12 protein-coding genes are annotated in these 12,299 nt (G+C 68.2%); 6 read left to right on the top strand and 6 right to left on the bottom strand.

The features are described from left to right. Positions 1 to 3: 3 nt before the first annotated feature. Positions 4 to 1,617, bottom strand: coding sequence for an efflux transporter outer membrane subunit (locus KPB06_RS17460; protein ID WP_146075201.1), 1,614 nt, complete (start codon positions 1,615 to 1,617; stop codon positions 4 to 6). A gap of 136 nt (positions 1,618 to 1,753) precedes the next feature. Between KPB06_RS17460 and KPB06_RS17455 the strand changes: the two genes are divergently transcribed. Both KPB06_RS17455 and KPB06_RS17450 read left to right on the top strand, forming a co-directional pair. Further along, positions 1,754 to 2,695 carry a LysR family transcriptional regulator gene (locus KPB06_RS17455; protein WP_059575842.1) on the top strand — a complete coding sequence of 314 codons (942 nt, stop codon included), beginning with the start codon at positions 1,754 to 1,756 and terminating at the stop codon, positions 2,693 to 2,695. 117 nt (positions 2,696 to 2,812) lie between these two features. Further along, complete coding sequence (locus KPB06_RS17450; protein WP_167351608.1) at positions 2,813 to 2,965, top strand: hypothetical protein; 153 nt, start codon at positions 2,813 to 2,815, stop codon at positions 2,963 to 2,965. Between the two features lie 59 nt (positions 2,966 to 3,024). On the opposite strand, the gene KPB06_RS17445 is transcribed toward KPB06_RS17450, so the two are convergent. The 4 genes from KPB06_RS17445 to wrbA are packed head-to-tail and all read right to left on the bottom strand — an operon-like array spanning position 3,025 to position 6,339. Continuing rightward, positions 3,025 to 3,864, bottom strand: coding sequence for a metallophosphoesterase (locus KPB06_RS17445; RefSeq protein ID WP_059640693.1), 840 nt, complete (start codon positions 3,862 to 3,864; stop codon positions 3,025 to 3,027). A 25-nt stretch (positions 3,865 to 3,889) separates the two neighbouring features. Next, a complete protein-coding gene (locus KPB06_RS17440) occupies positions 3,890 to 5,311 on the bottom strand; it encodes an FAD-binding oxidoreductase (RefSeq protein ID WP_059640694.1) in 1,422 nt (473 codons plus the stop codon). Positions 5,312 to 5,329: 18 nt separating this feature from the next. Beyond that, positions 5,330 to 5,722, bottom strand: a complete 393-nt coding sequence (locus tag KPB06_RS17435; RefSeq protein WP_059640696.1) for a DUF2069 domain-containing protein — start codon at positions 5,720 to 5,722, stop codon at positions 5,330 to 5,332. Next, complete coding sequence (wrbA, locus tag KPB06_RS17430; RefSeq protein ID WP_059640698.1) at positions 5,719 to 6,339, bottom strand: NAD(P)H:quinone oxidoreductase; 621 nt, start codon at positions 6,337 to 6,339, stop codon at positions 5,719 to 5,721. Before wrbA ends, KPB06_RS17435 begins: the two co-directional genes overlap by 4 nt. Positions 6,340 to 6,484: 145 nt before the next feature. On the opposite strand from wrbA, the gene KPB06_RS17425 reads away from it, so the two are divergent. Continuing rightward, positions 6,485 to 7,813 carry a YihY family inner membrane protein gene (locus tag KPB06_RS17425; RefSeq protein WP_275906181.1) on the top strand — a complete coding sequence of 443 codons (1,329 nt, stop codon included), beginning with the start codon at positions 6,485 to 6,487 and terminating at the stop codon, positions 7,811 to 7,813. Between the two features lie 15 nt (positions 7,814 to 7,828). Here the strand turns inward: KPB06_RS17425 and KPB06_RS17420 are convergent, their stop codons facing one another. Further along, positions 7,829 to 8,146 carry an Mpo1-like protein gene (locus KPB06_RS17420; protein WP_059575830.1) on the bottom strand — a complete coding sequence of 106 codons (318 nt, stop codon included), beginning with the start codon at positions 8,144 to 8,146 and terminating at the stop codon, positions 7,829 to 7,831. Positions 8,147 to 8,303: 157 nt separating this feature from the next. On the opposite strand from KPB06_RS17420, the gene KPB06_RS17415 reads away from it, so the two are divergent. The 3 genes from KPB06_RS17415 to aroC all read left to right on the top strand — a co-directional run bounded on the left by KPB06_RS17415 (position 8,304) and on the right by aroC (position 12,202). Then, positions 8,304 to 8,759, top strand: a complete 456-nt coding sequence (locus tag KPB06_RS17415; protein ID WP_034207093.1) for a CBS domain-containing protein — start codon at positions 8,304 to 8,306, stop codon at positions 8,757 to 8,759. Positions 8,760 to 8,899: 140 nt separating this feature from the next. Continuing rightward, positions 8,900 to 10,834 (top strand): MFS transporter, encoded by a 1,935-nt coding sequence (locus KPB06_RS17410; protein WP_059575968.1) that lies wholly within the window; start codon positions 8,900 to 8,902, stop codon positions 10,832 to 10,834. 267 nt (positions 10,835 to 11,101) lie between these two features. Continuing rightward, positions 11,102 to 12,202, top strand: coding sequence for a chorismate synthase (aroC, locus tag KPB06_RS17405; protein ID WP_059575828.1), 1,101 nt, complete (start codon positions 11,102 to 11,104; stop codon positions 12,200 to 12,202). Positions 12,203 to 12,299: the final 97 nt, after the last annotated feature.

Raw genomic sequence — 12,299 nt, 5'->3', positions numbered from 1 at the left:
GCGTTACCGTGCGTCCGGCGCGGCGGACGCGTCGGCGGTTGCGACCTGCGCGGGCCGGCCGACGCGGGCCGCGGGCTTCGTGCCCGATGCGGCGGCTGGCGCGGCGGCGCCGACGGCGGCTTCGTCCTTCGGCGGTGGGTCGCCCCGGCCATCCGTGCCCGTCTCGACCCCGCCGCCGAGCGCGGCCATCAGCTGCGCGTGCGCGGCGAGGCGTTCCGCGTCGATGCGGGCGGCCGTCTCCTGCGCGCGCAGCAGTTGCTGTTGCGCGACCAGCACGTTCACGTAATCGGTCAACCCGCGGCGGAAGCCTTCGCGCGACAGTTGATAGCTGCGATTGTTGGCCGCCACCGAGCGCGCGGCGTCCTTCTTCTGCGTATCGAGCGAGCGGATCCGCACGACCTGGTCGGCGATGTCCTTGAGCGCGCCGACGATCGTCTGGTTATAGCGCTCGACCGCCTGGTCGTAGCCGGCATTCGCGGCGCCGAGCTGCGCACGCAGCCGGCCGCCTTCGAAGATCGGCAGCGACAGCGCGGGGCCGGCCGTCCAGCCGCCATTCATCGCGCGCAGGAAGTCGGTGAACGGCGCGGTCACGCCGAAGCCGCCGACCGTCGCGAGCAGGTCGATGTTCGGGTAGAACGACGCCTTCGCGACGTCGATGCCGCGCGCCTGCGCGTCGACCGTCCAGCGCGCCGCGACGACGTCGGGGCGGCGGCCGAGCAGGTCGGCCGGCAGCGCCGACGGCAGGCCGGCCGGCGCATCGAGCGCGAGCTGCGGCCGCTTGATCGCGTCGCCGGCGCCCGGGCCCTTGCCGGCCAGCGCGGCGAGCTGGTGGCGCGCGAGCTGGATCGCTTCTTCATAGGTGTCGATCTGGCGCTCGTAGTCGGGCAGCGTCGATTCCGCCTGGCTGACTTCGAGCTGCGTGCCGATGCCGGCCTGCAGCCGCTTGCGCGCGAGATCGGCGAGCGAGCGCTGGCGTTCGAACGTTTCATGCGCGAGATCCAGCAGCGCGTAGTTCATCGACATGCCGACATACGCGCGCACCACGTTCACTTCAAGTTCGAGCTTCGCCGCCCGTGCGTCGGCGGCGGTCGCGTGCGCGGTGTCGAGCGCGCGTTCGGTTGCGTTCTTGTCCTTGCCCCACAGGTCGAGGTGGTACGACAGGCCGAGCGTGCCGGTATTGTTCCAGGTGTCGGCGTTCGCGAGCGGGCCCGGGCCGTAGTACACGTTGTCCGGCCAGTGCTCGCGCATCAGCGACAGATTGCCGTTGATCTGCGGTAGTTCGGCCGAACGGGCGACGCGCGCCATGGCCTGCGCTTCGCGCACGCGTGCCCTCGCCGCCGCCAGGGTGGGGTTGCCGGCCTGCGCGGCGGCGATCCATGCATCGAGCTGCGGATCCCGGTACGCGCGCCACCAGTCGGCGGCGGGCCAGCCCGCGTCGCGGTCCGCCGCGCGGATGGCCGCGCCGGCGTCGAGCGCGTTCGCTTCGATGCGCGTGGACTGGGTCCGGTTGTCGCCCATGCTCGCACAGCCGGCCATTATTAATGAGATTGCAAGAACCGCCAGTGCGAGCGTCCCTGTTTTTCCCCGAGACTGCACGATTTTCTCCCTTTCGGACATAGATGGGTCGGGGGGGATTATATTTTTCAGCGATTCCTGAATAAACCGGCAACGGCGAAACTCATTTTTACGAATCCTGGGATAATATTGGCTAGCGGATGTGCAACAATCCCTCCGCATTCAAACGGGTAGTGGGATGGATACGTTACAAAACATGCGGGTATTCGTCCGCGTGGTCGACGCGGGCAGCTTTACCGCGGCCGCCCAGCAGATGAATTCGACCACCGCCTACGCGTCGCGCGCGGTCTCGGATCTCGAGGCCCACCTGCGCACGCGTCTCCTGAACCGCACGACGCGCCGGATCGCACTGACCGAAGCCGGCGAGCGCTATCTGCAGCGCTGCGAACAGATCCTCGCTTACGTCGACCAGGCCGAAGCCGAGGCCGGCGACGCGCATGCGCGCCCGTCCGGCAAGCTGAAGGTCCATTGCTTCACGAGCCTCGGCCAGCACTACCTGGTGCCGGCCATCTCGCGCTACCGCACGCGCTATCCGGACGTGCACGTCGAGCTCACGCTCGCGCAGCGCATGCCTGACCTGCTGGACGAGGGGTACGACGTCGCGATCGTCGTCGGCCGCGATCTGCCCGATTCGGGGCTCGTGTCGCAGCGGCTCGGCGAAAGCTACAGCGTCGTCTGCGCATCGCCCGGCTACATCGAGTCGCACGGCGTGCCGCAGCGGCCGGCCGACCTCGCGCAGCACGTGTGCCTCGGAATGGTCGCGCCGGGCTTTCACTTCGATGAATGGGCGCTGGCGGGGCCGAACGGCGACGAAGTCGTGCCGATCAAGGCGCCGCCGTTTCGCGTGAACGTCGCCGAGGCGCTCGCGGTGGCCGTGCGGGAAGGGATGGGCGTTGGCGGGCTGCCGCTCTATTCGGCGATCGGCTGGCTGCGCAGCGGGCACATCGTGCGCGTGATGCCCGAGTACCGGTCGCACGTGATGAACATCTACGCGCTGTATCCGTCGCGGCAGTACCTCGACGCGAAAATCCGGACCTGGGTCGATTTCCTGCGCGACGAGCTGCCGGTCACGCTCGAAGCGGACGAAGCGGCGCTCGAACAGTACACGCATGCGACATGACAGCGCGGTGGGCCGCAATCTGACGAGATTTGTCCTTCACGCAACATTTTTTTACGAACGTGTGTCGGACAGTTTGATACTGTTGGAATTAACGAGATACATCACACCGGAGTAGCGATGGATACGCACCTGATGATCGGCCTTGGCGTCCTGCTGGGCGCGGTTGCCGCCGCGGCGGCGAGCCGCGACCTGCTGCGTGCGATGAAGGCGAAGGCGCAAATGAAGCCCGTGCCGGTCCGTGTGCGCGAGCCGCGCCGCCCCGGCCGCTGATCCCGCCGTCACGCTTCTGGTCTGGCAGGCCGCGCCACGCGGCGGGCCGGGCTCGGCGCTCAGCCGAGCTCGACGACCTTGTCCCACGCGAACGCGGGGTTTTCCCATTCGCCGGTGCGCCGGTGAAAGTAGCCGCGCGGATTGCATACCACGCGCGTGCCGCTGTCCGTCACGTAGTCGAATGACGTATGCGTGTGGCCGTGCAACCACAGATCCACGGGCGGTCGCACCAGGTCCGCCATATCCGTCACGAACCCCGCCGAAGCCAGATCGTCCGCATAGCGTTGTGCCAGCGAGCGCCGGTGCGGCGCATGATGGGTGACGACGATCGTCTTGCCCGCGAACGGCGCCGCCAGCTGCGCTTCCAGCCATGCGCGGCCTTGCCGGTGCAGCGCGATCGCGTCGGCCGGCGAGAAATCCCGGTCCGGTGCGTCCGGCGCACTCGCTGCCGCATGCAACGCCGCGTCGTGCGGCCAGGTTACCTGGATCAATCCCTTGAAATCGAGCATCACGCGCAGCGCGGCATCGATCGCGCGCGCGACGCTGGCTTCGTCGCGGCCGAACAGCGAGAAATCGGCCCAGAGCGTCGTGCCCAGCACGCGAAAGCGTTGCGCGGGATCGACGTAGACGCCGTTGTTCAAGTAGTGCACGTTGTCGAGCGCGTGCGCCGCGTCGCGCATCGCCGTTTCCAGCGCGCCGAATTCCCCGTCGTAGTACTCGTGATTGCCGGGCACGTAGATCACCGGCACCGCGGGGTCGAACGTCTCGGCGGCCCAGCGCAGGCCTTCCGCGTGATTGTGGATGTCGCCGGCCAGCACGACGAGATCCGCGTCGGCATGCGCGATCGCGTCGGGCAGGTTGCTTTCGAGATGCAGGTCGGACAGGACGCGGACTTTCACGGGATTGGCTCCGGAGTAGGCGGCTTCAGCGCAGGACCTTGCCGGGATTCATCAGGCCGCGCGGGTCGAGCGCGGTCTTCAGCGTGCGCATCAGCGCCGTTTCGACCGGCGACTTGTAGCGTTGCGCGTCGTCGATCTTCAACTGGCCGATGCCGTGCTCCGCGCTGATCGTGCCGTGGTGGCGGTGCACGTTGTCGTAGACGATCCGGTTGATCGGCGCCTGGAACGCGGCCAGGAACGCCTTCGCATCGCCGCCTTCGGGCATCTGCACGTTGTAGTGCAGGTTGCCGTCGCCGAGGTGGCCGAACGTGACCATCCGCGCGCCCGGCGCGGCCTGCTGGATCGCCGCGTCGGTCTCGTCGATGAAGCGCGCGATCGACGAGATCGGCACCGCGATGTCGTGCTTGATGTTGAGCCCTTCGTCGGCCTGCGCGAGCGGGATGTGCTCGCGCAGGTCCCAGAACGCACGCGATTGCGCGAGGTTCTCCGCGACCACCGCGTCGACCACGAGCCCGGCCTCGAACGCTTCTTCCATCAGCTTCTCGAACAGCGCGCGCGCATGTGCTTCGCTTTCGTTGTCGGACAGCTCCAGCAGCACCGTCTGCGCATGCGTTTGCGCGAACGGGTAGCGCAGTTGCGGATAGTGCTTGCCGACCAGCTGCATGCAGAAATCCGACATGAGCTCGAAGCCGGTCAGCAGCGGTCCGGCCGCGCGCTGCGCGAGCGCGAGGAAATCGAGCGCCGCGTGCGGCGATTCGAGCGCGGCCAGTGCCGTGACCTGCGCGGCCGGCAGCGGATGCAGCTTCATCACGGCCGCCGTGATGATCCCGAGCGTGCCTTCGGCGCCGATGAACAGGTCGCGCAGGTCGTAGCCCGTGTTGTCCTTGCGCAACCCGCGCAGCCCGTCCCAGATTTCGCCCTGGGGCGTCACGACCTCGAGCCCGAGGCACAGCTCGCGCGCGTTGCCGTAGCGCAGCACCGCGGTGCCGCCCGCATTGGTCGACAGGTTGCCGCCGATCGTGCAGCTGCCTTCCGCCGCGAGGCTCAGCGCGAACAGCCGGCCGCCCTCGCGGGCGCGCGCCTGCACGTCGGCGAGGATCACGCCGGCTTCGACGGTGATCGTGTTGTTGTGCGGATCGAGCGCGCGCACGCGGTTCAGGCGCGCGACGCTCAGCACGGCCTGGCTGCCGCTCGCATCGGGCGTCGCGCCGCCCGCGAGCCCCGTGTTGCCGCCCTGCGGCACGAGCGCGATGCCGTGCGCGTTGGCCAGCTTCACGAGTGCGGCGACTTCGGCCGTGTTCGCGGGCTTCAGCACCGCGCACGCCGCGCCCTTGTAGCGGCGGCGCCAGTCGGTGAGGAACGGTTCGGTATCGTGCGGATCGGTCAGCACGTGGTCGGCGCCGATCGCGTCGCGGCACGCGGAAACGAAAGCTTCGGAGGACATCATCACCTTGTCGCGGAAGGGTCAGGACGTGGCGCGCGGCTTTTTCGCCGCGCGCTTGAACGGCGCGACGTAAGCCAGCGCCGCGACGAAGAAGCCGACGGCAAGCGCGGTCTCGCACCAGCCCAGCGTCGCGGACAGCCCGCGATCGGACATGCCGCGCACGATGCCTTCGGCAAGATAGACGAGGATCAGCATGCTCGCCCACTGCATCGTATAGATGTTACGCCGCCAGACGCCGGGCAGCGCGAGCGCGAGCGGCACGGCCTTGAGCATCAGCGCGGAGCCGCCGGGGCGCAGCGGCGCTAGCCACAGCTCCCAGGCGAGCGACAGCGCGATCAGCGCGACGAGACACGCGGCGGCAGCCAGCGCGTAGTGCGGCCGGGCCGCGACGGCGGGGCGGGCGGGGGCGTTCATGCCGCCTCGGCGGCCTGGGCGCTGGAAAGGGCCGCGGCGGCGCGCGCGAGCCGTACGCCGAGCGCGGCCGCGAGCGCCTTCTCGTCCGCGGACAGTCCGCCGGGTGACGAGCGATCGTGCTGCGCGACGTGCGACGCGCCGTACGGCGTGCCGCCGGTACGGGTCGTGCTGAGGGCGGATTCGGTGTACGGGATCCCGACGATCATCATCCCGTGATGCAGCAGCGGCAGCATCATCGACAGCAGCGTCGATTCCTGGCCGCCGTGCAGGCTGCCCGTCGACGTGAACACGCTCGCGGGCTTGCCGGTCAGCGCGCCCGACAGCCATTGCGGCGTCGTGCCGTCGAGGAAATACTTGAGCGGCGCGGCCATGTTGCCGAAGCGGGTCGGCGAGCCGAGCGCGAGGCCCGCGCATTCCTCGAGGTCGCGCAGTTCCGCGTACGGCGGGCCGTCGGCCGGGATGTCGGGGGCGGTGGCTTCGCAGACGGCCGACACGGGCGGCACGGTGCGGATGCGCGCCTGCATGCCAGGCACGCTGTCGATGCCGTTCGCGATCGCGAGCGCGAGATCGCGCGTGGCGCCGTGGCGGCTGTAATAGAGGACGAGAATGTCTTTCATGGGCGACGGAGCCGCGTGCGGCCGCGCGCATGCCCGGTGCAGTCGGCCCCTGCTGGAATCGAGCAGCTATTATAGGGGCTGAAGCCGTCGCGCAGCGCGGCGGCGGCGCGCCGTGACGCGCGCGGCATCAAGAAGGAGAAGCCGTTTGCCGAAGTTGAGCGTTGATCTCGATACCATCAAGCGCCTCGCGCAGTTCGCGGCCCGGCGTAGCGCCGAGGATCGCATCCCGCAGGTGGCGGGCAGCCTGACCTTCACGACGCTGCTGGCGCTCGTGCCGCTGCTGACGGTCGCGTTCGCGTTGTTCACCGCGTTCCCGATGTTCGCGTCGTTCCAGATCTCGCTGCAGGGGTTCCTCGCCGATCACCTGATGCCCGCGCAGTTCAACATCCAGATCTTCAAGTACCTGAACCAGTTCGCATCGAAGGCCAAGGGGCTGACGACGGCCGGCCTGATCGTGCTCGTCGTCACGTCGGTGATGACGATGATGACGATCGAATCGGCGTTCAACCTGATCTGGCGCGTGCGCAAGCCGCGGCCGTTCGCGCAGCGCGTGCTCGCGTACTGGGCGCTGATCACGCTCGGGCCGTTGCTGTTCGGCGTGAGCCTGTCGATCTCGTCGTATCTGTTCACGCAATCGCTCGCGTTCACCGGCGCGGGGCCGTCCACGTCGATCGTCGAGTGGCTGCTCGCGCTCGCGTCGCTGCCGTTGACGGTGCTCGCGTTCACGCTGCTGTACGTGTACCTGCCGAACTGCACGGTCGCATGGCGCGATGCAGTGATCGGCGGGCTGTTCGCGGCCATCGCGTTCGAACTCGCGAAGCGCGGCTTCGGCTACTACGTCCGGCGCATTCCGACATATACGGCTGTCTACGGCGCGTTCGCGGCGCTGCCGGTGTTCCTGCTGTGGGTGTATTTGAGCTGGTTCATCGCGCTGCTCGGCGCGATGGTCGCGTCGGCGCTGCCGGCGATTCGGGTGGGCCAGTTCCACCGCATCCATTATCCGGGGAGCGACCTGCTCGACGCGCTCGAACTGCTCGCGCGGCTCGCCGAAGCGCGCGCGGCCGGCAAGCGCGGCTACACGGCGATGCGGCTCGCGACGATGCTGCGCTGCGACATGGAAACCGCGCAGCGCTTGCTGACGACGATGGAGGAGCGGGAATGGGTCGCGCGGCTCGAGGGCGGCGACGAGGCCACGCCGCGCTACATCCTGCTCGCGAACCCGGAGCAACTGACGCTCGCGCAACTGTTCGACGTGCTGGTGATCGACCGCGCGGAGTTGACCTACCAACTGGAGCGGCGCCGCAGCCACGTCGAAGGCGCGGCGCTGCTCGCGGTGCTGTCGAGCGACCGGTTCGACGTGACGCTCGCATCGCTGATCGCCGCGCACCGGCTCGCGGGCGGGCAGCCGGCCGGGAGCGCCGGCCCGGCGCCGCGCGTGGACGATCCGCACGCGCGGCCGCCGCGGCCTGCGTGAAGGCGGGGCGGGCGGCTACAGCGGGATCTTGCCGGTGCAGATATCCCTGAACATCACCCAGTCGCCCATCAGGCTGTAGATCGGGTGCCGGAACGTAGCCGGGCGGTTCTTCTCGAAGAAGAAGTGCCCGACCCACGCGAACCCGTAGCCGCACACGACCGCCGCCGGCAGCCACGGCCAGTGGCCGGTCGCGACCGCCATCGCGACGCAGCCGATTACGCCGAGCGAGCCGATGAAGTGCAGCCGCCGCGACGTCAGGTTCCGGTGCTCGTTCAGGTAATACGGGTAGAAGTCAGCGAAGCTGGCGAATTGCTCCGTATGCGTATGCGCCATGGCCGTCTCCTCGGGCCGCCGTTCACAAGGCCATTGTGCGGCGGGCGGCCGGCGTCCGCAAGCGGCGGCGGGCCGCCGCGCGGGCCCGTGCTTTCCTTTTGGCAGGCTTTCCGATAGGATCGAAAGAGATTTTGCATTCAAGCATGAGGGGACTACGATGCGCGTCAGCGATATTCTGAAAGTGAAGGGCAACACGCTGTTTACCGTGACGCCCGATAAGCCGCTGCGCGAAGCGGTCGATACGATGGCCGAACACGACATCGGTTCGCTCGTCGTGATGGAGTACGGCGATCTCGTCGGGATGCTGACGTTCCGCGAGATCATCCTGCGCCTGCGCGAAAATGGCGGCGCGATCGGCGACGTGCAGGTGCGCAAGGTGATGGACGAGCCGCTCACGTGCACGCCGGAAACGGACGTCAACGAAGTGCGCCGGATGATGCTCGAGCGTCACGCACGCTACATGCCGGTGCTCGACAAGAAGGTGCTGATGGGCGTCATTTCGTTCTACGACGTCGCGAAGACGGTCGTCGAGGCGCAGAGCTTCGAGAACCGGATGCTGAAGGCATACATCCGCGACTGGCCGGAATCGGAAGCCGAAGCGCACAAGCCGTGAATCGCGCCGCGCCCGGCACGTCGATGCATGGGCGCCGCCATCCGGCACGCGGCGGCGCAGGCATGGCCTGCGCCGTTTTTTTTTTCAACAACGACACGAGGCCCGCGCAGCTTCGCCCAGACGATGCGCGCGTATTCCGCATGAGCGATCACACGCAAGCCACTTCGGGGCGGCGCGACGAACGGCGCGCCCACGCATCGCAGTTCGACCTGCTGCGCGAGCGCCGCTTCGCGCCGTTCTTCACGACCCAGTTCCTCGGCGCGCTGAACGACAACGTCTTCAAGATCGGCTTCACGTCGCTCGTCACGTATCACACCGCACGGTTTTCCGGCGTCGATGCGAAGACGGCCGCATTCCTGATTTCCGCGATCTTCATTCTGCCGTTCGTGCTGTTCTCGGCCACCTCCGGCCAGATCGCCGACAAATACGACAAGGCGACTCTCACGCGTTTCGTGAAATCGTTCGAGATCGTGCTGATGTTGGTCGGCGCGGCCGGCTTCGTCACGCACAGCGCGACGCTGCTGTATCTGTGCACGTTCATGATGGGCATGCACTCGACGCTGTTCGGGCCCGTCAAGTATTCGTACCTGCCGCAGCATCTCGGCGAACATGAGCTGGTCGGCGGCAACGGGCTCGTCGAGATGGGCACGTTCATCGCGATCCTGATCGGCACGATCATCGGCGGCGCGGCGGCCGGCATCGAAGGCAGCGGCGAACGCGTGCTCGCGGTGAGCGTCGTCGTCATCGCGCTGGCGGGGCGGCTCGTCGCGCAGCGCGTGCCGCCCACGCCCGCGCCGCAGCCCGACCTCGTGATCAACTGGAACCCGGTCAGCGAGACCTGGCGCAACCTGAAGCTCGCGCGCCAGAACCGCACGGTGTTCCTGAGCCTGCTCGGCATCTCGTGGCTGTGGTTCGTCGGCGCGACGTTCCTCACGTCGTTCTTCAATTTCGCGAAGGACGTGCTGTCCGCCAGCCCCGACGTCGTCACGATCCTGCTCGCGACCTTCTCCGTCGGCATCGGCCTCGGCTCGCTGCTGTGCGAGCGGCTGTCGCAGCGGCGCGTCGAGATCGGCCTCGTGCCGCTCGGCTCGATCGGCATCAGCGTGTTCGCCATCGAGTTGTATTTCGCGAGCCACGCGCTGCCGTCGCCCGGCCATCTGCTGTCGGTCGGCGAATTCCTGGCCGGTGCGCGCCACTGGCGGATTCTCGCCGACCTGTTCCTGCTCGCGATGTTCGGCGGCTTCTACAGCGTGCCGCTGTACGCGCTGATCCAGAGCCGCAGCGCGCCGACCCACCGCGCGCGGATCATCGCCGCGAACAACATCCTCAACGCGCTGTTCATGATCCTGTCGGCCGTGATGGCGATGGGGTTGACCAAGGCCGGCGTCGACATCCCGGGGCTGTTCCTCGTCACCGCGCTGCTGAACGTGGTCGTCGCGACGTATATCTACCTGCTCGTGCCCGAGTTCCTGCTGCGCTTCGTCGCGTGGGTGCTCGTGCATACGTTCTACCGGATCCGCCTCGTGCACGCGGAGCGGATTCCGGCGGAAGGCGCGGCGGTGCTCGTGTGCAATCACGTGAGCTACGTCGATGCGCTCGTGCTGGCCGCCGCGAGCCCCCGGCCGATTCGTTTCGTGATGGATCACCGGATCTTCAAGACGCGTTTCGCGAGCTGGGTATTCCGGCACGCGAAGGCGATCCCGATCGCGCCGCGCCACGAGGATGCCGCGATGCTCGCGCGTGCGTACGACCTGTGCGAGGCAGCACTGAAGGACGGCGAACTCGTGTGCATCTTCCCCGAGGGCAAGCTGACGAAGACGGGCGACATCAACACGTTTCACCACGGCATCACCGAGATCCTGAGCCGCACGCCGGCGCCGGTGATCCCGATGGCGCTGCGCGGGCTGTGGGGCAGCTATTTTTCGCGGCATGCCGATGCGCGGATGCCGCGGCCGATCAAGCGCGGCGTGATGAGCCGGCTGACGCTGGCGGTCGGCGAGCCGATCCCGGCGTCGATGGCGACGCCCGAAGCGCTGCAGGCGGCAGTGACCGAGCTGCGCGGCGCGCGGAAGTAGGCGGGGCGGCCGGGTGCGGGTTGCCGGTTGCCGCGCAGCGACGAGCGCGGCGAGCCGCACGGCCTGCCCGGCCCCGGTGCGGCCGAGCGACCGCAGGCCACGCCGCGGCCACGGCCTGCCCGGGTGATCTGAACGGTTCACACGGCCCGCGGGCCCGGGACGGCTGGCATAATAGCGGTTTACCTCTTTTTCGACCGGCAAACGATCGACCTGCCCGCGGCCCCGGCAGCGCATCGGTTTGCCCATTTCTCTTTGGGCGGTTCCATCATGTCCGGCAATACCCTCGGCACGCTTTTCACTGTCACGACCTTCGGCGAATCGCACGGTCCCGCGATCGGCTGCGTGATCGACGGCTGCCCGCCGGGGATGGGGTTGACCGAAGCCGACATCCAGGTCGAACTCGATCGCCGCAAGCCGGGCACGTCGCGGCACGTGACGCAACGGCAGGAGGCCGACGAGGTCGAGATCCTGTCGGGCGTGTTCGAAGGCGTGACGACCGGCACGCCGATCGCGCTGCTGATCCGCAACACCGACCAGCGCAGCAAGGATTACGGCAACATCGTCGAGACGTTCCGTCCCGGCCACGCCGACTACACCTACTGGCAGAAATACGGCATCCGCGACTACCGCGGCGGCGGCCGCTCGTCCGCGCGCCTGACCGCGCCGATCGTCGGCGCCGGCGCGGTCGCGAAGAAGTGGCTGCGCGAGCGCTTCGGGGTCGAGGTGCGCGGCTACATGAGCGCCCTCGGCGAGATCGACGTGCCGTTCGTCGACTGGTCGCATGTGCACGAGAACCCGTTCTTCTCGCCGAACGCGGCGGTCGTGCCGGAGCTCGAGGCGTACATGGATGCGCTGCGCAAGGACGGCGATTCGATCGGCGCGCGCATCGATGTCGTCGCGTCGGGCGTGCCGGTCGGCTGGGGCGAACCGGTATTCGACCGGCTCGATGCCGATATCGCGAAGGCGATGATGAGCATCAACGCGGTGAAGGGCGTCGAGATCGGCGCGGGCTTCGACAGCGTCGCGCAGCGCGGCTCGGTGCACGGCGACGAACTGACGCCGGCCGGCTTCGTCGGCAACCACGCGGGCGGCGTGCTCGGCGGGATTTCGACGGGGCAGGACATCACCGTGTCGATCGCGATCAAGCCGACGTCGAGCATTCGCACGCCGCGCCGCTCGATCACGAAGTCCGGCGAAGAGGCGACGGTCGAAACCTTTGGCCGCCACGATCCGTGCGTCGGCATTCGTGCGACGCCGATTGCCGAATCGATGCTCGCGCTGGTGCTGATCGACCATGCGCTGCGCCATCGTGCGCAGTGCGGCGACGTCGAGACGTCGACGCCGAAGATCGCCGGCAGCGCGACCTGATACGAAGCAGGTTGGGGCGCGGCGCGTGTCGCCTCGTCCGGCAAACGATGAATGCAAGCGGGGCGCTGCGTGATGCAGCGCCCCGTTTCGTTTGCGG

This window comes from Burkholderia semiarida (assembly GCF_029268935.1).
GTDB lineage: Bacteria > Pseudomonadota > Gammaproteobacteria > Burkholderiales > Burkholderiaceae > Burkholderia > Burkholderia semiarida.
The sequence above is the reverse complement of the archived record's forward strand: the minus strand, read 5'-3'. Positions and strand labels throughout refer to the sequence as shown.

Coding starts and splice junctions, on each gene's coding strand:
- KPB06_RS17460 (WP_146075201.1), bottom strand. CDS start 1,617: ATGTCCGAAAGGGAGAAAATCGTGCAGTCTCGGGGAAAAACAGGGACG.
- KPB06_RS17455 (WP_059575842.1), top strand. CDS start 1,754: ATGGATACGTTACAAAACATGCGGGTATTCGTCCGCGTGGTCGACGCG.
- KPB06_RS17450 (WP_167351608.1), top strand. CDS start 2,813: ATGGATACGCACCTGATGATCGGCCTTGGCGTCCTGCTGGGCGCGGTT.
- KPB06_RS17440 (WP_059640694.1), bottom strand. CDS start 5,311: ATGATGTCCTCCGAAGCTTTCGTTTCCGCGTGCCGCGACGCGATCGGC.
- KPB06_RS17435 (WP_059640696.1), bottom strand. CDS start 5,722: ATGAACGCCCCCGCCCGCCCCGCCGTCGCGGCCCGGCCGCACTACGCG.
- wrbA (WP_059640698.1), bottom strand. CDS start 6,339: ATGAAAGACATTCTCGTCCTCTATTACAGCCGCCACGGCGCCACGCGC.
- KPB06_RS17420 (WP_059575830.1), bottom strand. CDS start 8,146: ATGGCGCATACGCATACGGAGCAATTCGCCAGCTTCGCTGACTTCTAC.
- KPB06_RS17415 (WP_034207093.1), top strand. CDS start 8,304: ATGCGCGTCAGCGATATTCTGAAAGTGAAGGGCAACACGCTGTTTACC.
- KPB06_RS17410 (WP_059575968.1), top strand. CDS start 8,900: ATGAGCGATCACACGCAAGCCACTTCGGGGCGGCGCGACGAACGGCGC.
- aroC (WP_059575828.1), top strand. CDS start 11,102: ATGTCCGGCAATACCCTCGGCACGCTTTTCACTGTCACGACCTTCGGC.